Below are 17,453 nucleotides of genomic sequence, written 5' to 3'. Positions count from 1 at the left end.
CGCCGCCCCGCGTGGGTGCCGCAGGATCGCTGCCGTGACCGCACCCCGGCTCGGAACCCTTACCTGGCTGCCCGCGGCCGAGCACCCGGAGCTGCTCGGCGACGCCGTGGCCGCCGTGCTGCCCGCCGTCCCCGGGCCTGTATGGGTGGCCCGCATCGACGACGATCTGGCCGACACCGCGGCCTTCACCGACGCGTACGCGGTACCGCCGGAGGCGTCGGCCAACTGCGTCGTGGTCGCCGCCCGCCGGGCCGGGCAGACCACGCTGGCCGCCTGCGTGGTCCTCGCCACCACACGGGCCGACGTCAACGGGCTCGTCCGCCGGCACCTCGGGGCGCGCAAGGCGTCCTTCGCGCCGCAGGACGTCGCGGTCGCGGAGACCGGCATGGCCTACGGCGGCATCACGCCGCTGGGCCTTCCTGCGGCGTGGCCGGTGCTGGTCGATGCGGCCGTCGCCGCCGCGGAACTCGTGGTCATCGGCTCGGGCACGCGGGGGAGCAAGCTCGCCGTGTCCGGTGCCACCCTGGCCGCGCTGTCCGCGGCGGAGGTGCTCGACGGGCTGGGGCAGCCGGTGCCCGCCGACCCTCAGGCCGCACCCCCGCCCCCGGTCCCCGTGCGTGCCCCCGACGACACCGACGTGGGCTGGGGGGAGCCCCCGCGCGACACCGACGAGGACGACCGCCGCTACCTCGAGGACCGCCCACCGCACTGGGGCAGCGACTAGAGCTGGCCGGGCAGGCTGGTCGTGCCCGGCCCGGACGGGTCGCCGCCCGGCCCCATGCCCTGCTGGGCCCGCAGCAGGTCGCGGATCTCGAGCAGCAGCTCGACCTGGGTCGGCTCGGCCGGCCCGGGCTCCTCGCCGCGCTTGCGCCGCTCCATGATCTTCTTCAAGGGCACGACGACCACGAAGTAGACGACGGCGGCCGTCAGCACGAACGTGATCACCGCGTTGATGAACGCGCCCCAGGTGAACTTCTGCTCGTTGACCGTCGCGATGCCACCATCCACGCCCCCACCGCCGATGAGGCCGATGAGCGGCTCGAGGAACGAGCTCGTGAAGGCGGCGACCAGCGCCGTGAACGCGGTGCCGATGACCACCGCCACGGCGAGGTCGACGATGTTGCCCCGGAGCAGGAAGTCCTTGAATCCCTTGAGCATGCGGGGAGTGAACCGTGCCCTGCGGCTCCCTGGCCAGGGGCGATCGGCGTGTCACGGCGGAGGCAGGGTGACCGTGAGCGTCGACGACGTGGCGGCCGCGGCCAGCCGGGCCGCCGTCTCGCCGTCGACGGCGACCACCAGCAGGCCGGCCGCCGCGTCCTCCACCGGCGGGGCCCGCTGGTCGGCCGCCACCAGCACCAGCGCGTCGGCCGCCACGACCACGGCGGCCGCCTCCCCGTCACGCGTCGCGAGGACGTCGATCCGGTCACCGGTGCGCACCAGCGCGGCGACGGCCAGGTCGGCCAGCCGTACCGGGGCGGCCACCTGCCCGGCGGGGAGCAGCGCGGTCAGCCCCGCGCCGACCACGCGGACGTCGGTGATGACCTCGCCGGCACGGACCGCCCCGGCCAGCACGCGACCCGCCACCGCGTCGACGGCGGAGGTCGCGCCGGCAGGGACGAGGGCGGGCGGCAGTCGCCCGACCTCGAGATCGGTCGCGGTCAGCCGCGTGCCGGCGGGCAGGTCGGCGGAGGCGACGACGACCGGCGACGTCGGGCCGGGTGCCTCGACGGCCGGAGCCGAGCCCCCGCGCAGCGACAGCACGAGTGCGAGGGCCAGCAGCACCGCTGCGGCGACCTGACGCAGCAGGTGCAGCGGGGAGAGCGGACGGCGGAGACGCAGCACCCCCCGACCGTGCCCGGCCGCATCAGGCTGCGGGGCGGATCAGCGGGATCTGTGGAGGGAGGGAGCGCCTGTGGACGGCGGAGGTGCCGTCGTCGTCAGTTCGCGGCCTTGGCCGTGCTGCCGCTGCCGGAGCTGCTCGAGGACGAGGACGCGCTCTCCTTCGACGACGACGACGACGAGGAGGAGGAACTCTCCTTGGTCGACGACGAGCCGTTGGAGGAGGCGCTCTCCGAGGACGTGGACGCCTTGCGGCTGTCGGTGCGGTAGAAGCCCGACCCCTTGAACACGACGCCGACCGAGCCGTAGACCTTGCGCACCGGCGCGCCGCACTCGGGGCACTCGCTCACGGGTGCGTCGGTGAACGACTGCACCAGTTCGAACTCGTGCTTCCCCTCGGGGTTGGTGCAGGCGTACTGGTAGGTCGGCACGGTGGAACTCCCTGGTCGCGCACTGATCGGGTGCCGGCGGCTTAGCACTCATGCCCGGCGACTGCCAATTGTGCGCCATGTGACGGCCGTCGTCCACGTGCCGCGTCGAGCGTCACGTTTGCGCGATCCCTGAGCGCGACCGCGATCTCCGTGTGCGCCGAACTGCGGGCGCGGCGTGCGTCGCGGACGAGCCGTGCGCGTGATCGCGGTCGAGTGCGTGGGATTGCGGCCGGGCGATCTCCGCCGCCGACATCGCCTGCAGCGGCGTGGCCGTTCGGCGCCTCGGAGGGCTTCCGCCCCCACTGCCGCATCTGGGTGGCGGTCGTCTCTTCAGCCGCGGGCCGCTACCGATCGACCCCGGGTGACCGACGTCCTCAGCGGATCGCTGTCACCGCGCTGAGCGCAGCGCCCGGGGGGCCGATCCGCTCCGGTGGGTCCGGCTGCAGGCCCGCCTCGCGGAGCTGACCGAGCAGCACGTCGACGGCGGGCAGCTCCATGCGGCCCTCCTGCGCCCGCAGCAGCAGGTCCAGGTGCCGGCTGAACAGCTGCGGCCCCACCACGGTGGTGACGATCACGAGGGCGCCGCCCGGTGCGAGCAGGCGGGCGACCGCGCGCAGCAGCTCCACCCGCTCGTCGACGGGCACGTAGTAGATGACGTTGGCGAGCAGGGCCAGGTCGATGCCGTCGGTGAGGGCGCCCGGGCGACCGGCGGCGAGCGCCTTCTGGATCTCGACCGCCTCGACGCTGGCCCGGTCGGCCAGGCCCCGCTCGCTCAGCGTGCGCCGGGCCAGTGCCGCGGCGTCGGGGTCGACGTCCACACCCACGCCGGTGGCGTCCGGAGCGGCCTCGAGCATCGCCGCCAGGTGGAGGCCGGCACCGCACCCGATGTCGAGCACCCGGCGCGGCCGGCGCTCGCGGACCGTCCGGGTGAGCAGGTCGTGGAGCAGCGGCTCCAGGACGGCGGAGAGCCGGGCGATGACCTCGGCCTGCTCCTCGATGTCGCGGCGTCGCAGGCCGCCGGAGAGCAGCGGTCGCAGCTCCCGGTAGAGCTCGGTGTGGTAGCCGCCGAAGCCCTCGTAGATGGCCCGCACCTGGTCGTCGTCGACGACCGCTCGACCGGCCTTGGTGAGTGCCCATGAGCCCTCGCCCGTGATGAACCCCGCCGCCGCCAGCACGCGGAGGTAGGCCGCCAGTAGGTCGGGATCGGGCGCACCCAGGCGGTCGGCCAGCGCGGCGGTGCTGACCGGCCCGCCGGCGAGCGCGTCGAGCACCCCGAGATCGGCGGCCGCCGCGACCAGCTGCAGGCGAACCGCCGCCTGTCCGTCCCGCGCCGCCCGCAGCCGCGCGCGGAGGTTCCCGCTGCGCAGCACCTCGACCAGCACTCTCGGGTTGGGCATCCTCGCCATCGAGCACCCCCTCGGCAGAGGGCGCGACGGTAGCGCACCTCGACCGCCCGGTTCGCGGTCCATTCGGGCCACCTGCAGCCGGCTTCCCGGTACCCGCGATCTCGTGCTCGCCGGCGCAATCACGCGCACGCGGCGAACCGCACTCTCAGCTCGACATCCGCAATCGTGACGCTCGCCGACACGTGCCGCACACCACGCTGCGCCCCCCGTCGGGGGATGCCGCGGTGGGTCACCGGTCGCGGCGGGGACATGGACGTGCCCTCGAAGAGCCGTTCGCCTCCTCTGCGCGCCGGCCCCGCCGCCGAGACTGGCCGATGGGTGGCAGCCGCCGTCCGACACGGGCGCAGGGTCGGAAGGGTGGTCAGCGCATGGACACGATCGTCGCGACCAGGAACGGGCGGGTCCGGGGGACCACTGACGACGGGGTCAGCGTCTTCCTGGGCATCCCCTACGCGGCGCCGCCGTTCGGCGCGAACCGCCTCCGGCCGCCGCAGCCGCCCGCGTCGTGGACCGGCGTCCGCGATGCCACGGTCCTCGGCCCGGAGCCGCCGCAGCCGCAGTTCGGCCCGGACCCGACGGGTCTCCTCTACGACCCCGCGGTGCCCGGCGAGGAGTGCCTGAACCTCAACGTCCACACCCCCGACCCGGGAGCCAGCGGGCTGCCGGTGATGGTGTGGAGCCCCGGGGGCTCGTTCCAGTTCAGCTCCGGCGGCAGCTACGACGGCAGCCGGTTCGCCCGCGACGGCGTGGTCTGCGTGACCATCAACTGGCGCACCGGCGCCGACGGTTTCCTCTACCTCGGCGAGGACGACGACGGCGCCAACCTCGGTCTGCTCGACCAGATCGCCGCCCTCACCTGGGTGCGGGACAACATCGCCGCCTTCGGCGGGGATCCCGACCGCGTCACGGTGTTCGGCGAGTCCGCCGGGGCGATGTGCATCGGCATCCTGCTGTCGATGCCGCGCGCCGAGGGGCTCTTCCGGCGGGCCGTGCTGCAGAGCGGAGCGGCCCACCACGTCATCCCGGCCGACGCGGCGACGCGGATCGGAGCCCGGCTGGCCGAGGTGCTGGGCGTTCCGCCCACCCGGGCGGCGATCGCGGAGGTCCCGGTCGAGCGACTGCTCGAGGCCCAGGCGCGGATCAACGCCGAGGTGCTGACCTCCCCGGACCCCGCGCGGTGGAGTGCGGAGGTCGTGGCCAGCACCATGCCCTTCCACCCGGTGATCGACGGGGAGGTCGTCCCGGCCGTCCCGATCGACCGGATCGTGGCCGGGGCGGGCGCCGACGTCGACGTGCTGGTGGGCACGAACTCCGACGACTGGCGGATGTTCGTCGTCCTGGGCGGGCTGATGGACAGCGTGACCGACGAGGCCCTGGCCGGGCCGGTGGAGGTCTACGGCTCGCAGAGCATGGCCGCCTTCGGGCTGCCCGCGGAGTCGGCGCTGCCGGCCTACCGCGCCGCCCATCCGGGGGGCACCGCCGGCGACCTGCTGGCAGCGGTCGAGACGGACTGGTGGGTGCGCCTGCCGGCCGTGCGGCTGGCCGATGCGCACGCGCCGTCCCCGGCCGGGACCTTCATGTACGAGTTCGCCTGGCCCTCCCCGGCCTTCGGAGGGCAGTTGGGCGCCTGTCACGCCCTGGAGATCCCGTTCGTCTTCGACACCCTCGACAGGGGACGCGAGCAGATGCTGGGCGGGGCGCTGGGGGAGGACCCGCCACAGCAGTTGGCCGACGCGATGCACGCCGCGTGGGTGGCTTTCGCGAGGGACGGTGATCCGGGGTGGCCGCGCTACGACCTCGCGCGACGCGCGACGATGCGCTTCGACGTCACCTCGTCGGTGATCGACGATCCCTACGCCCGCGAACGGGACCTGTGGGCCGGGGTGCGGTGAGTGGCCCCGGGACGCGACGATCCTCGGGTGAGGCGGTGGCGGTCCGCACAGTACGGTTACGGGCTGTGACGCAGCGGTGGCTCGACGACGAGCAGCAGCGGACCTGGCGCGCCTGGCTCACGGTGACGGAGCTGCTGCCCCGCGCGCTGGACGCCCAGTTGCAGCGGGACGCCGGCATCAGCCACGCGGCGTACGTCGTCCTGGCGATGCTCTCGGAGTCCCCGACCAGCAGCCGGCGGATGAGCGACCTGGCACGGCGGGCGAACCAGTCGCAGAGCCGGCTGTCGCACACCGTGGCCCGGCTGGAGGACCGCGGCTGGGTGCGGCGTGAGCGTTCCACGGAGGACGGTCGCGGCAACGTGGCCGTGCTGACCGACGCCGGTTGGGACGTCGTCCGTTCGGTCGCACCCGGTCACGTGGACGCCGTCCGGGCGGCGGTGTTCGACCCGCTCACCGAGGACCAGGCGCGTGCCCTGGGCGATGCGCTCGGCGCGATCATGGAGCGGCTCGATCCCGACCACAGCCTGCGGGTCCGGTCCGACGGCGGCTGACGTCTCGCCGGTCGACGTCGCCCCACCCGGGGTTCAGCGGCCCAGGTGGCGGTAGCGGTGCAGCCGGCTGCGGAAGCGCTCGGTGTCGTCGCGCCCGAGCAGCCCGGCCAGCTCCTCGCCCAGCACGCGGCCCAGCCGCAGGCAGAACTCGACCGGCTCGTCGGCGGCGTCGGGCCGTTCGGGGACGACGCGGTCGACGATCCCGGCCCGCCAGAGGTCGGTGGCCCGCACCCCCTGGTGGGCGGCCATCTCGTCGGCGCGGTCGATCGTCCGGTGCACGATCGCCGAGGCCCCCTCCGGCGGCAGCGGACCCAGCCAGCCGTTCGCGGCGGCCAGCACGCGGTCGGCCGGGGCCAGCGCGAGCGCCCCGCCGCCGGTGCCCTGGCCGAGCAGCACCGCGATCGTCGGCGCCCGCAGCATCACCAGGTCGTGCAGGCAGCGGGCGATCTCTCCGGCCAGCCCGCCCTCCTCCGCCTCGCGGGACAGCGCCGCTCCGGGGGTGTCGATGAGGGTGACCAGCGGCAGCCGCAGCTCCTCGGCCAGGTGCATGCCGCGCCGAGCCTCGCGCAGCGCCGCCGGCCCCAGCGGTGCCGACAGCGACTGCCCGCGCCGGTCCTGCCCGAGCACGACGCACGGCGCCCCGCCGAAGCGGGCCAGCGCGAGGAGCAGCCCGGGGTCCTTCTCGCCGGCGCCCGTGCCGGACAGCCCGACGACGTCGGTGGCGGCGGTCCGCAGCAGCCGGCGCACGCCGGGACGGTCGGTGCGCCGCGACGCCGTCACCACGTCCCAGGCGCTGCGGCCGTCCTCCGGGTCGTCGGCGTCGGTGCCGTCCTCGGCGGTGGGTCGCTCGGCGCCGCGCACGTCGACGTGCCAGGTCTGCCGGGCGGCCAGCACGCGCAGCGCGCGGTCGGCGACCTCGCCGATCTCCTCGTGCGGGACGACGGCGTCGATGAGCCCGTGCTCGGCCATGTGCTCGGCGGTCTGCACGTCGGCCGGGAACTTCTCCCCGTAGAGCGCCTCGTAGACGCGGGGGCCGAGGAACCCGATGGAGGCGCCGGGCTCGGCGATGGTCACGTGCCCGAGCGAGCCCCACGACGCGAGCACGCCACCGAAGGTCGGGTTGCGCAGGTAGACGAGGTACGGGAGCCCCGCCTCCTTGTGCCGGGCGATCGCCGCGGTGATGCCGATCATCTGCAGGAAGGCGACCGTGCCCTCCTGCATCCGGGTGCCGCCCGAGACCGGCGCCGCCAGCAGCGGCAGGCCCTCCTCGGTGGCCCGCTCGACGGCGGCGATCAGCCGCTCGGCGGCGGCGACCCCGATGGAGCCCGCGAGGAAGCCGAACTCCCCGGCCACCACCGCCACCCGGCGGCCGCGGAGCGTGCCCTCACCGGTGATGATCGACTCGTCCTGGCGGGACCGCTCCGCGGCCGCCGCGAGCTCGGCCGCGTACTCCGGGGAGACCGTGCCCCGGTCGACCGGCGAGTCCCAGGTGCGCCACGAGCCGGCGTCGAGGACCCGATCGCGCAGGGTGCGCGCGTCCAGCCGCTCGCTCATGTCGCGTGCCCGTCCTCGACGTCCTCGCTGCCGTCGGGCTGCGCGACGCCGCCGGACAGCCACGCGCGGATCGCGTCGCCGTCGGCGCCGAGCGTCGGCGGGGCCAGGTGCTCGCGCCGGGTCGTCTCCGTCTCGCCGCCGGGACCTGCGTCGAAGAAGCGCAGCGGCGGGCCGGGCAGGGACAGCGGGCCCAACGTCGCGTGGTCCACGTCGACCAGCAGCCCCTGCGAGAGCGCCTGGTCCCAGGTGTAGACCTCGTCGATCGTGCGGACCTTGCCCGCCGGGATGCCCACCTTGTTCAGCCGGGCCAGCAGGTCCTCGGCGGCGATCTGCGCGAACGCGCCCTCGAGCAGCGCGATCACCTCGCCGCGGTGCTCGACGCGCTCGCCGTTGGTCGCCATCCCGGGCGCCTCGGGGTCGAACCCGAACTCGGCGCAGAGCTTGCGCCACAGCGACTCGCTGGCGCAGGCCACCTGCACGCTGCCGTCGGCGCAGTGGAACAGACCGTAGGGCGCGATCGAGGGGTGGTGGTTGCCCTGGGCCCGGCCGACCTTGCCGGCGACGGTCCAGGCCGTGCCCTGGAAGGCGTGCACGCCGACGATCGCGGCCAGCAGCGACGTGCGCACGACCTGCCCGCGGCCGGTGCGCTCCCGCTCCAGCAGCGCGGCCAGCACGCCGTAGGCGCCGTACATCCCGGCCAGGAGGTCGCCGATGGGCACGCCGACCCGCTGCGGGTCGTCGGGCCCCGAGCCGGTCAGCGACATCAGCCCGCCCTCGCCCTGGGCGATCTGGTCGTAGCCGGCGCGGCCGCCCTCGGGCCCGTCGTGGCCGAACCCACTGATCGCCAGGGTGACCAGCCGCGGGTTGAGCTCGGCGAGCACGGCGGTGCCGAAGCCGAGCCGGTCCAGGGTGCCCGGGCGGAAGTTCTCCATCAGGACGTCGGCCCGCCGCACCAGCTCGGTGAGCACGGCCTTGTCGGCGTCGTCCTTGAGGTCGAGGGTGATCGACTCCTTGTTCTTGTTCGTCGACAGGAAGTACGTCGACTCGCGCTCGCCCTGGTCGGGTTGCACGAACGGCGGCCCCCACCCCCGGGTGTCGTCACCGCTGCCGGGGCTCTCCACCTTGATCACGCGGGCGCCGAGGTCGCCGAGCATCATCGCCGCGTGCGGCCCGGCCAGTGCCCGCGTCAGGTCGACGACCAGGATCCCGTCCAGTGGTCCGCTCACGTGCTGCTTCCCTTCCATGCCCTGAACTTGATCACAGCCACCCGGGGACGACGAACACCAGCCAGGCCAGCAGCGGTCCGATGGCCACCACGATGGCCGCGTAGCCCAGGATCTGCTTGTAGAAGCGGTCCTTGTCGATGTCGTGCGCGTTGGCCAGCACGAGCGCGCCGTTGGTCGAGAACGGGCTCACGTCGACGATGGTCGAGGCCACCGACAGCGCCACCACGACCCCGATCGCGCTGATGTCGCCGGATTCGAGGAACGGCACCGCCAGCAGGATCGCGACGCCGATGATCGCCGTCGACGACGCGAACGCCGACACCACCCCGCCGATGTAGGCCAGCAGCAGCGCGATCAGCAGCGGCACGCCGAGCCCGATCACCGCGTCGCCGACGTAGTCGATCGTGCCGGCCTCCTCGAGCACGAACACGAAGGTCAGCACGCCGGCGATGAGCAGCACCGTCGACCAGCTGATCTGGCTGACCGCGCCCTTGTGCTTCTGCGCGGAGAACAGCGCTAGGACGACGGCGACGCTGATGGCCACGAACCCGATGTCGAGGTCGAAGCCCAGCGCCAGGACGGCGACCACCACGAGCCCGACCAGGGTGAGGATCTGCTCGAAGCGCACCGGCTGCGGGACGTCGGGGTGCACGTGCTCGTCGTCATCGCCGCCGACCGCCGGCCCGGGAGCGGCACCGTGCCCGCGGACGACGGTGCCGTGGGCGTGCTCGGTGTGGGGCAGCGGTTCGGCCTCCACCTTCCGGCCGATCAGCTTGCGCCCGCCGAGCACGAAGAACAGCACCAGCGCGATGGCGAGGTTGAAGAACAGCGCGCCGAGGAAGACGGCCAGCGGGCTGCCCGGCAGGCCCTCGTCGCGGACGATCGTGTTCACCGTGACGCCGTACACGCTGATGGGGGAGAAGCCCCCGCCCTGGGCGCCGTGGATGACCATCATGCCCATCAGCAGCGGGCTGATCCCGTGGCGGGCAGCGAAGCTCAGGGCGATCGGCGCGATGATCGCCACCGCCGCCGGGGACAGCGCGCCGATGGCCGTGAGCACGCCGGTGACGAAGAACATGATCCAGGGGATCGCCGCGACGTGGCCGCCCACGAGCCGGACCGCGCCGCGGACCAGCAGGTCGACCGTCCCGTTGTTCTCCGCGATGGCGAACAGGTAGGTGACGCCGATCAGCGTCAGCACCAGCCCAGCGGGGAAGCCGCCGATGATCTCGTCGGTCTCGAGCCCGACCGACAGGGTGCCCACCACGAACGCCGCCACGAACGCCAGCGCCCCCATGTTGATCGGCAGGAAGGTGGCGATCGCGAAGATCACGACCAGCGCGATGATGGTGACGATCTCAGGGGACACGGGCACTCCCACGACGTCGGGGGATCCGGCCCGCTCACCGTCTCATTGACTCGTGGGTAGCGCCTGCCAGCCGCCGGAGGGGGTGACGACCGCCGTGACCCGGCGGTCGTGCCGTTCGACCGGCAGCGCGTCGACCAGTTCGTCGTCGAACACGAGGGCCACCAGGACGGCGTCGTCGCGGGCCAGGGGCAGGGCGCGGTCGTAGTAGCCGCCGCCGCGGCCGAGCCGGGCGCCGTCACGGGCCACGGCCAGCGCCGGGACGACGACGACGTCGGCCTCGCCGATCGCGGCCGGCTCCAGTCGCGGCCCGGTCGGCTCCAGCAGCCCGAACCGGCCCGGCGCCAGCCGTCCGGTGTCGACCGCCCAGCGCAGTTCCCTCCCGGTGTCGGGCACGACCGGGAGCAGCACCCGGGTGCCCGGTCGGGACAGCGCGCCGGGCAGCGCGCCGGCCCCCGGCTCGGTCTCGTCGGGGACGAACGCCGCGACCGTGGCGGCCCCGGCGAGCCCGGCCTGCAGCGCCCGGGTGAGCGCGGCGGCCGCGGACGCCCGCTCGGCGGCCGGGCGCTGCCGGCGTCGGGCCAGCAGGCGTGCGCGCAGCTCCGACTTGACCTCGGGTCCGGTGGGCACGTCGGCAGGCTAGCTACGCTGCCTGCCATGCCCAGCCCGAACGTCCGACCGGCGCGCAAGGCCGTCATCCCCGTCGCCGGGATGGGCACGCGCTTCCTCCCGGCCACCAAGTCCGTGCCGAAGGAGCTGCTGCCGGTCGTCGACCGGCCGGCGCTGCAGTACATCGTCGAGGAGGCGGCCCGCGCCGGGCTGCCCGAGGTGCTGATGGTCACCGGCCGCAACAAGGCCGCGATCGAGGACTACTTCGACCGGCACCCCGAGCTCGAGTCGGCCCTGGAGAAGAAGGGCGACGCCGACCGGCTCGCCTCCGTGCACGCCTCCACCGACGTCGCGCAGGTCCACTTCGTCCGCCAGGGCGAGGCGCGCGGGCTCGGGCACGCCGTGCTCCAGGCCGCCGCGTTCGTCGGCGACGAGCCGTTCGCGGTGCTGCTCGGCGACGACCTGATCGACGCCCGCGACCACCTGCTCGAGCACATGCTCGCCGTCCAGGCCGAGCACGGCGGCTCGGTGATCGCGCTGCTCGACGTCGGCTTGGAGAACATCGACAAGTACGGCGCCGTGGCGATCGAGCCCGGCACGCAGACCGCGATGGACGGCGACGAGGTCGTGCGGATCACCGGTCTGGTGGAGAAGCCCCCGATCGACGAGGCGCCCAGCAGCCTGGCCATCATCGGCCGCTACGTGCTGGCCCCGGAGGTGTTCGAGGTGCTGCGCGAGACGGCCCCGGGCCGGGGCGGCGAGATCCAGCTGACCGACGCGCTGGCGACGCTCGTGGCGCGCGGGGAACCGCTGCACGGCGTCGTCTTCAGCGGGCGTCGCTACGACACCGGCGACCGGCTGGACTACCTCAAGGCGGTCGTGCGGCTCGCTTCCGAGCGGGACGACCTGGGCCCGCCGTTCACCGCTTTCCTGCGCGAGTTCGTGACGGAGCTGCCCGCGGAGGGCGCGTCGCCGTCCTGACCGGGCGCGGCAAGGGCACCATCGGGCGACGGCACGGCGGAGCGACGGTGGTGAGGACGGTTCGGGACATGGACGGCGATCAGAACACGGGAGGGTTCCGGGGGTACCGGGACACCGCCCAGGTCGACATGCCCATGGCGCCGCCGGTGCACGGGCGGGCCTCCGGCGGCCGGCCCGGCGCCGACCCGGTGCCCGCGCCCCGCACGGTCCTGGACCCGAGCCCCGCCCCGCAGGACCACCGCACGACGCCCGACCAGCCGCGCACCGTCGAGCGGCACCTCGACGAGATCCTCGCCGCGATGCCCGAGCCCGAACCCATCGAGCTCGCCGTCCTCGACGCGCAGGGCCTGCTGTGCGCCGAGGAGGTCGTCAGCCAGCGCGCGCTGCCCGCCTTCGACCAGGCGGCGCTGGACGGTTACGCGGCGCGGTACGACGACGTCGCCGCAGCCACCGTCGAGGCACCGGTGCAGCTCGGGGTGGTGGGGGAGAGCGTCGCGGGCGCGACCTCGCCGTCGTCGATCGGGCCGGGCCTGGCGCTCAAGGTCGCCGCGGGCGCGATGATGCCCGCCGGTGCCGACGTCGTCGTCCCCGCGGTCTGGACCGACCAGGGACCGGTGCGCGTCGCCGTCCAGGCCGCCCCGCCGGCCGGCAGCTACCTCCGCCGCACCGGCGACGACGTCGCCCCCGGCGACCCGGCGGTCGGCGTCGGCACCCCGATCGGTCCGGCGCAGATCAGCCTGCTGGCGGCTGTCGGGCGCGAGCGCGTGCTGGTGCGGCCCCGCCCGCGCATCGCCGTCCTCTGCGCCGGCGGTGAACTGGTCGACGTAGGCACCGTCCCGGCGCCCGGGCAGATCGTCGACGTCAACAGCTACGCCCTGGCCGCGGCCGCGCGTGACGCCGGCGCCGAGGCCTACCGCTCGGGCATCCTGCCCGCGGACAAGCGCCGCCTCACCGAGGTGCTCGAGAGCCAGCTGCTGCGCAGCGACCTCGTGCTGATCGCCGGCACCTTCGCCAGCGGCGGCTCGGACATGGTGACCGACGCGCTCGCCGAGCTCGGCCAGATGCGCTTCCGCCAGGTCACCATGCATCCGGGGCCGGTGCAGGGCTTCGGCCGCCTGGGCCGCGACCAGATCCCGGTGATCTGCGTGCCGGGGGAGCCGGTCGCCGCGCTGGTCTCCTTCGAGGTGTTCGTCCGCCCGGCCATCCGGCTGATGCTCGGCAAGCGGCAGCTCTTCCGCCGCACCGTCCAGGCCATCGCCGGGCAGCAGCTGGAATCACCGCTCGGCTACCGCCAGTACCTGCACGGCACCGTCATGCGGCACCCCGACGGCGGGTACGTCGTCGAGCCGGTCGGCGACGGCACGGATGCGCAGCTCGCCCGCATGGCCCGGGCCAACTGCCTGATCGTGATCGACGAGGACGTCACCGAGGTCGCCGCGGGCGGGCTGGTCACCGTCATGCCCCTGCTGCTCGGCGGCTGACCTCGACCCCGTGACCGACCCCGCCCTCCACCCCGGCTGGCCCGCGCGCCTGACCTGGGGGCCGGTCGAGCTGCACCCGCTGCGCCGCCGGGACGCCGTCGAGTGGAGCCGGGTGCGCCTGGCCAACGAGGACTGGCTGCGCCCGTGGGAACCCACCGCGCCGATGCCCTGGGCGGAGCGGCACAGCCCGGCGGCCTACCGGGCCATGCGGCGGGCGGTCGGGCGCCGGGCGCGGCTGGGCACCTCGCTGCCCTTCGCCGTCCGCGTCGAGGGGCGCCTGGCCGGGCAGGTCACGATCGACAACATCGTGCGGGGCGTGCTGCGGGCGGGGTACCTCGGCTACTGGATCGACCAGGCGGTCGCCGGCCGGGGCATGGCCTCCCTGGCGGTCGCGCTGGTCTGCGACCACGCGTTCGGGCCGGTCGGGCTGCACCGCGTCCAGGCCGACATCCGGCCGGAGAACGGCCCGAGCCAGCGCCTGGTCGAGCGGTTGGGCTTCCAGCGGGAGGGCCTGCTGCGGCGCTACCTCGACATCGACGGCGACTGGCGCGACCACCTCGCGTACGGGCTGTTGGCCGAGGACCTGCCCGGCGGCGTGCTCGCCCGGTGGAAGGCGAACAACCCCTCCGGCGCATAGCACGCGGGGGGCTGCCGGAGCCGGGAGGCGGTCCGCGACACGCCTCTGTCGTCACACCAGTCACACAACACTCAGCGACACACCGCGCGCCTCCCGGATCCGGGTGGAGTTGCTGCCTAACCTGCCGATGCGAGTGACTCATGTGACAGGTGGTGTTCGAATGGGATCGGGCGTGCTCTTGGCCGCTCTGGTCGTTCTCTGGTTCGTCGTGCTGGTGCCCATGGTGGTGACCCGCGGCGACACGCAGGGAGGCCGGGCCGAACTTGCCGACTCGGGTCGGACGCTGCAGCGGCGCCGGACGGTGGACCCCGTGGTCCACGCCGACACCGAGCGCGTCTCGATCGACCGCGACCTGCTGCGCACCAGTGGTGAGCTGCAGGTCGACGTGCACGCCCTCCGGCGGCGCACCCTCGGCGGTCTCGCCGCGCTCGCGGTCCTCGCCGTCGTCGGCGCGGTCGTCGTCAGCCCCTGGCTCTGGACGGCGCAGGTCGTCCTCGACGTCGCCGTCGTCGGCTACGTGCTGGTCCTGCGGAAGGCGGCCCGCCGCGAGCGGCTCGCCGCCCGCCGCGCGGCCCGTGCCGCGGCCCGCGAGGCGCTCCGGGCCCGCCCGGCGCCGGTCCAGCGCTCCGTGGTCGAGGAGGTCGTGCACGAGACCGTGGCGCAGGCCGACCTGCCCCGCCTGCCGCACCCGAGCGTGCCGCTCGCCCCGGTGCGCACGCTGCGCCCGGGTCGCGTGGTCGCGGCCCGGACGCCGGCCCCGGCGGGCTGGCAGAACAGCGCGGTCGTCGGTCTGGACGACGACGACATCGGGTTCGCCGACATCGACGAGTACCAGCCGCGCCGAGTGGCCAACGCCTAATCGCGTTCTCCGGCGCCACCGCCCGCCCCGGTGGTGGCGCCGGAGATCTCGGACGGTAAACTCTCCGTCGAAGGGGCTGTGGCGCAGTCCGGTAGCGCACCTCGTTCGCATCGAGGGGGTCAGGGGTTCAACTCCCCTCAGCTCCACCACCTTCACCGCACCAGCCGACGCCGTCGGGGCCTGCCGCCCCGGCGGCGTTCCCTGTTTCTCGGGACGCGCCCGCGGTGGGTGCACCATCGACGCACCGGGCGGCACCCGAGCCGGCCCCGCGAGACCAGGAGTACGCACGATGGGATCCCCCGAGGACGTGCCGGCCGACCGGATCCTGGAGGTGTCCTCGCGCATCGCCGATCTCCTGCTGGAGATCCAGGAGCGGGTCAACCGGCAGATCGACGCGACCCAGGCGGACCTGCTGCCCGGCGTCCGGCGCGAGCTCGGTCAGGAGGACGCCGACGCGGTCGACCTGACCGGCCTGGTGAACACCCGGATCGCCGGCCTGAGCGTCGTCGTCACCCCCGAGGCGGTCGCGACCGTCCTGCCGCTCACGGCCGCCTCGGCAGCCACCACGCGGGCCGGTCGCCGCGCCATGACCGACATCATCAGCGGCGCCGACGGCCGGCTCGGCGTCATCGCCGGACCGTGCTCGATCCACGATCCGGCCGCGACCCTGGAGTACGCGGCCTTCCTCCGGAGCATGCGCGACCGGCACGGCGCCGACCTCGAGATCGTCATGCGCACCTACACCGAGAAGCCGCGCACCGAGGTCGACTGGAAGGGCTTCGCCTACGACCCCTTCCTCGACGGCTCCGCCCGCATCAGCGTCGGCCTGATCGCCACCCGGATGCTCATGGGGCGGATCACGGCCCTGGGTGTGCCGGTGGCCGCCGAGCCGCTGAACGCCCTGACCCCGCAGTACGTCGACGGGCTGGTGACCTACAACGGCGTCGGTGCGCGCAACGTCACCGACCAGACCGCCCGCGAGCGGGTCTCCGGCTTCTCGTCGGTCGTGGGCTTCAAGAACTCGCCCGAAGGCAGCATCGAGGCCGCTATCCAGGCCGTCGTCGCCGCCCGGGCGCCGCACGAGTTCCTCGGGGTCGACCGGCACGGGATGACCGCGCAGCTGTCCACGACCGGTAACGAGACCGCGCACGTCATCCTGCGCGGCGACAAGGACGGCCCGAACTACTCCGCGGCGCACGTCGCCGACACCGAGCAGCGCCTGCGTGCCCGCGGCCTGCCCGGGGTCGTCGTCGTCGACGCCTCGCACGGCAACAGCCAGAAGAACCACCTGCGGCAGATCGAGGTCGTGCACGACCTGGCCGGCCAGGTCGCGGCCGGCGGGTCGGCGATCCGGGGCGTGATGCTGGAGAGCAATCTCGTCGCCGGACGGCAGGACCTCGACCAGCGGGATCCCGGCGCGCTGGAGTACGGGAGGAGCGTGACCGACGCCTGCATCGACCTGCACACCACCGAGGCCCTGCTTGCCGAGCTCGCCGAGGCGGCACGCGCGCGGCGCACGTCGGGTGCCGCCGTGGCCGTCCCCGACGGGGGACGGCGATGAGCCCCGCCGAGCCGGCGCCCGACCGGCTGGCCGGGCCGCTGCGCTGGCTCGGTCGAGCGGTGGTGGTCGTCGTCGCGCTGTGGTTCATCACCGACGGCCTGCGCGAGACGTGGTCGGCCGCAGACACGGTGGCCACCGTGCTCGTGTGGGTGGGCGGCGCCCTCGCCGTCGCGTTCGTCGCCGCCGGCCTGGTGTACCTCGCCCGGCGGGGCCGGGAGAGCTAGCGCGCCCCGCGGAAGTCCGGCGTCCGCTTCTCGACGAACGCGCGCACGCCCTCCCGGCCCTCGGGATCGGCGGCGGACTCGGCGATCAGCCGGGCCTCGTCGTCGAGCTGCTCGTCGAGGGTGCGGGTGGCCGCCTTCCGCACCAGGGCGCGGGTGCGCACCATCGCCCGCACCGGCCCGGCGGCCACCTGGTGCGCGAGCGCGACGGCCGACTCGTGCACCTCGTCGTCCTCGACCAGCCGGCCGACCAGGCCGAACAGGTGGGCCTCGGCGGCCGTGAGTACGCCGTTGGTGAGCATCAGGTCCAGCGCGCGGGGGGCGCCGAGCGCGCGGGTCAGCGCCCAGGAGGTGCCGCCGTCGGGGGAGAGCCCGATCGCGCCGTAGGCCGGCCGGATCTTCGTCGACCGGGCACAGACCACGAGGTCGCAGGCGCCGACCAGCCCGACCGCCGCCCCGGCGACCGCGCCCTGCACCCCGGCGACCACGGGCACGGGGCACTGCAGGACGAGCCGGATGACCTCGTGCCAGTCGTGGGCGAGCTGCCCGACGAACGCGCCCGGGTCGGCGGCACCGGCGAAGGTGTGCACGTCACCGCCCACGCAGAAGCGTTCGCCGTTGCCCAGCAGCAGCACGGTGCGGGTGGCCTCGGGCCGCTCGCGGAAGGCGGCCGCGAGCTGGCGGGCCGTCGCCGGGTCCAGGGCGTTGCCGGCCTCGGGGCGGGCCAGCGTGATCCGCCAGACCTCGCCGTCGGTCTCGGTGAGCACCCGGGGGCGGTCCTGTGCGCCGGTCATCGTCGTCCCCTCGTCGTCGGTGCCGTCACCGTAGGTCCGCGTCCG

At 74.5% G+C, this 17,453-nt stretch carries 18 protein-coding genes and 1 tRNA gene; 10 read left to right on the top strand and 9 right to left on the bottom strand.

The annotated features are described in order from the left end of the window. Positions 1 to 34 precede the first annotated feature (34 nt). The gene (locus tag ABD644_RS17735; RefSeq protein ID WP_344690332.1) at positions 35 to 724 is read left to right on the top strand and encodes a YbaK/EbsC family protein; all 690 of its coding nucleotides are present in this window, start codon (positions 35 to 37) and stop codon (positions 722 to 724) included. On the opposite strand, the gene mscL is transcribed toward ABD644_RS17735, so the two are convergent. The 4 genes from mscL to ABD644_RS17715 form a co-directional block, all read right to left on the bottom strand. After that, entirely contained in the window at positions 721 to 1,158 is a 438-nt protein-coding gene (gene mscL, locus ABD644_RS17730; RefSeq protein WP_344690331.1) for a large conductance mechanosensitive channel protein MscL, read from the bottom strand. The two genes, ABD644_RS17735 and mscL, sit on opposite strands and share 4 nt — an antisense overlap. Before the next feature lie 51 nt (positions 1,159 to 1,209). Beyond that, positions 1,210 to 1,842, bottom strand: coding sequence for a Flp pilus assembly protein CpaB (gene cpaB / locus ABD644_RS17725; protein WP_344690329.1), 633 nt, complete (start codon positions 1,840 to 1,842; stop codon positions 1,210 to 1,212). 95 nt (positions 1,843 to 1,937) lie between these two features. After that, complete coding sequence (locus ABD644_RS17720; protein ID WP_344690327.1) at positions 1,938 to 2,270, bottom strand: FmdB family zinc ribbon protein; 333 nt, start codon at positions 2,268 to 2,270, stop codon at positions 1,938 to 1,940. A gap of 374 nt (positions 2,271 to 2,644) precedes the next feature. Next, positions 2,645 to 3,667: a methyltransferase gene (locus tag ABD644_RS17715; protein ID WP_344690326.1), complete on the bottom strand. Its 1,023-nt coding sequence runs from the start codon at positions 3,665 to 3,667 to the stop codon at positions 2,645 to 2,647. A 377-nt stretch (positions 3,668 to 4,044) separates the two neighbouring features. Between ABD644_RS17715 and ABD644_RS17710 the strand changes: the two genes are divergently transcribed. Then, entirely contained in the window at positions 4,045 to 5,568 is a 1,524-nt protein-coding gene (locus tag ABD644_RS17710) for a carboxylesterase/lipase family protein (RefSeq protein WP_344690325.1), read from the top strand. A gap of 65 nt (positions 5,569 to 5,633) precedes the next feature. Further along, positions 5,634 to 6,119 (top strand): MarR family winged helix-turn-helix transcriptional regulator, encoded by a 486-nt coding sequence (locus tag ABD644_RS17705; protein ID WP_344690324.1) that lies wholly within the window; start codon positions 5,634 to 5,636, stop codon positions 6,117 to 6,119. 33 nt (positions 6,120 to 6,152) lie between these two features. On the opposite strand, the gene ABD644_RS17700 is transcribed toward ABD644_RS17705, so the two are convergent. Genes ABD644_RS17700 through ABD644_RS17685 form a run of 4 tightly spaced genes read right to left on the bottom strand, consistent with a single transcriptional unit; the run spans position 6,153 to position 10,895 of the window. Beyond that, complete coding sequence (locus tag ABD644_RS17700) at positions 6,153 to 7,673, bottom strand: carboxyl transferase domain-containing protein (RefSeq protein WP_344690323.1); 1,521 nt, start codon at positions 7,671 to 7,673, stop codon at positions 6,153 to 6,155. Next, the gene (locus ABD644_RS17695; protein ID WP_344690322.1) at positions 7,670 to 8,899 is read right to left on the bottom strand and encodes a CaiB/BaiF CoA transferase family protein; all 1,230 of its coding nucleotides are present in this window, start codon (positions 8,897 to 8,899) and stop codon (positions 7,670 to 7,672) included. The genes ABD644_RS17700 and ABD644_RS17695 overlap by 4 nt, the downstream gene beginning before the upstream one ends. Before the next feature lie 31 nt (positions 8,900 to 8,930). Next, a complete protein-coding gene (locus tag ABD644_RS17690; RefSeq protein WP_344690321.1) occupies positions 8,931 to 10,268 on the bottom strand; it encodes an SLC13 family permease in 1,338 nt (445 codons plus the stop codon). Positions 10,269 to 10,310: 42 nt separating this feature from the next. Continuing rightward, a complete protein-coding gene (locus tag ABD644_RS17685) occupies positions 10,311 to 10,895 on the bottom strand; it encodes a 5-formyltetrahydrofolate cyclo-ligase (RefSeq protein ID WP_344690320.1) in 585 nt (194 codons plus the stop codon). Between the two features lie 27 nt (positions 10,896 to 10,922). Here ABD644_RS17685 and ABD644_RS17680 point away from each other — a divergent pair, with 27 nt between their 5' ends. From ABD644_RS17680 to ABD644_RS17650, 7 genes are all read left to right on the top strand, one after another. Then, positions 10,923 to 11,855 carry a UTP--glucose-1-phosphate uridylyltransferase gene (locus tag ABD644_RS17680; protein WP_344690319.1) on the top strand — a complete coding sequence of 311 codons (933 nt, stop codon included), beginning with the start codon at positions 10,923 to 10,925 and terminating at the stop codon, positions 11,853 to 11,855. Positions 11,856 to 11,923: 68 nt separating this feature from the next. Continuing rightward, positions 11,924 to 13,336, top strand: a complete 1,413-nt coding sequence (gene glp, locus ABD644_RS17675; RefSeq protein ID WP_344690317.1) for a molybdotransferase-like divisome protein Glp — start codon at positions 11,924 to 11,926, stop codon at positions 13,334 to 13,336. Between the two features lie 10 nt (positions 13,337 to 13,346). Next, positions 13,347 to 13,973: a GNAT family N-acetyltransferase gene (locus ABD644_RS17670; RefSeq protein WP_344690316.1), complete on the top strand. Its 627-nt coding sequence runs from the start codon at positions 13,347 to 13,349 to the stop codon at positions 13,971 to 13,973. A 172-nt stretch (positions 13,974 to 14,145) separates the two neighbouring features. After that, on the top strand, positions 14,146 to 14,832 hold the full coding sequence (locus ABD644_RS17665) for a hypothetical protein (protein ID WP_344690315.1): 687 nt from the start codon (positions 14,146 to 14,148) through the stop codon (positions 14,830 to 14,832). A gap of 72 nt (positions 14,833 to 14,904) precedes the next feature. Continuing rightward, a tRNA-Ala gene (locus tag ABD644_RS17660) sits at positions 14,905 to 14,981 on the top strand. Positions 14,982 to 15,121: 140 nt separating this feature from the next. Continuing rightward, a complete protein-coding gene (locus tag ABD644_RS17655; protein WP_344690314.1) occupies positions 15,122 to 16,393 on the top strand; it encodes a 3-deoxy-7-phosphoheptulonate synthase in 1,272 nt (423 codons plus the stop codon). Then, positions 16,390 to 16,617 carry a hypothetical protein gene (locus ABD644_RS17650; RefSeq protein WP_344690313.1) on the top strand — a complete coding sequence of 76 codons (228 nt, stop codon included), beginning with the start codon at positions 16,390 to 16,392 and terminating at the stop codon, positions 16,615 to 16,617. The genes ABD644_RS17655 and ABD644_RS17650 overlap by 4 nt, the downstream gene beginning before the upstream one ends. Here ABD644_RS17650 and ABD644_RS17645 read toward each other — a convergent pair. After that, positions 16,614 to 17,408 carry an enoyl-CoA hydratase/isomerase family protein gene (locus tag ABD644_RS17645; RefSeq protein ID WP_344690312.1) on the bottom strand — a complete coding sequence of 265 codons (795 nt, stop codon included), beginning with the start codon at positions 17,406 to 17,408 and terminating at the stop codon, positions 16,614 to 16,616. The genes ABD644_RS17650 and ABD644_RS17645 overlap by 4 nt on opposite strands. Positions 17,409 to 17,453 lie beyond the last annotated feature (45 nt).

This window comes from Blastococcus jejuensis (assembly GCF_039534705.1).
Lineage (GTDB): Bacteria > Actinomycetota > Actinomycetes > Mycobacteriales > Geodermatophilaceae > Blastococcus_B > Blastococcus_B jejuensis.
This window is presented reverse-complemented; position numbering and strand designations above follow the sequence as displayed.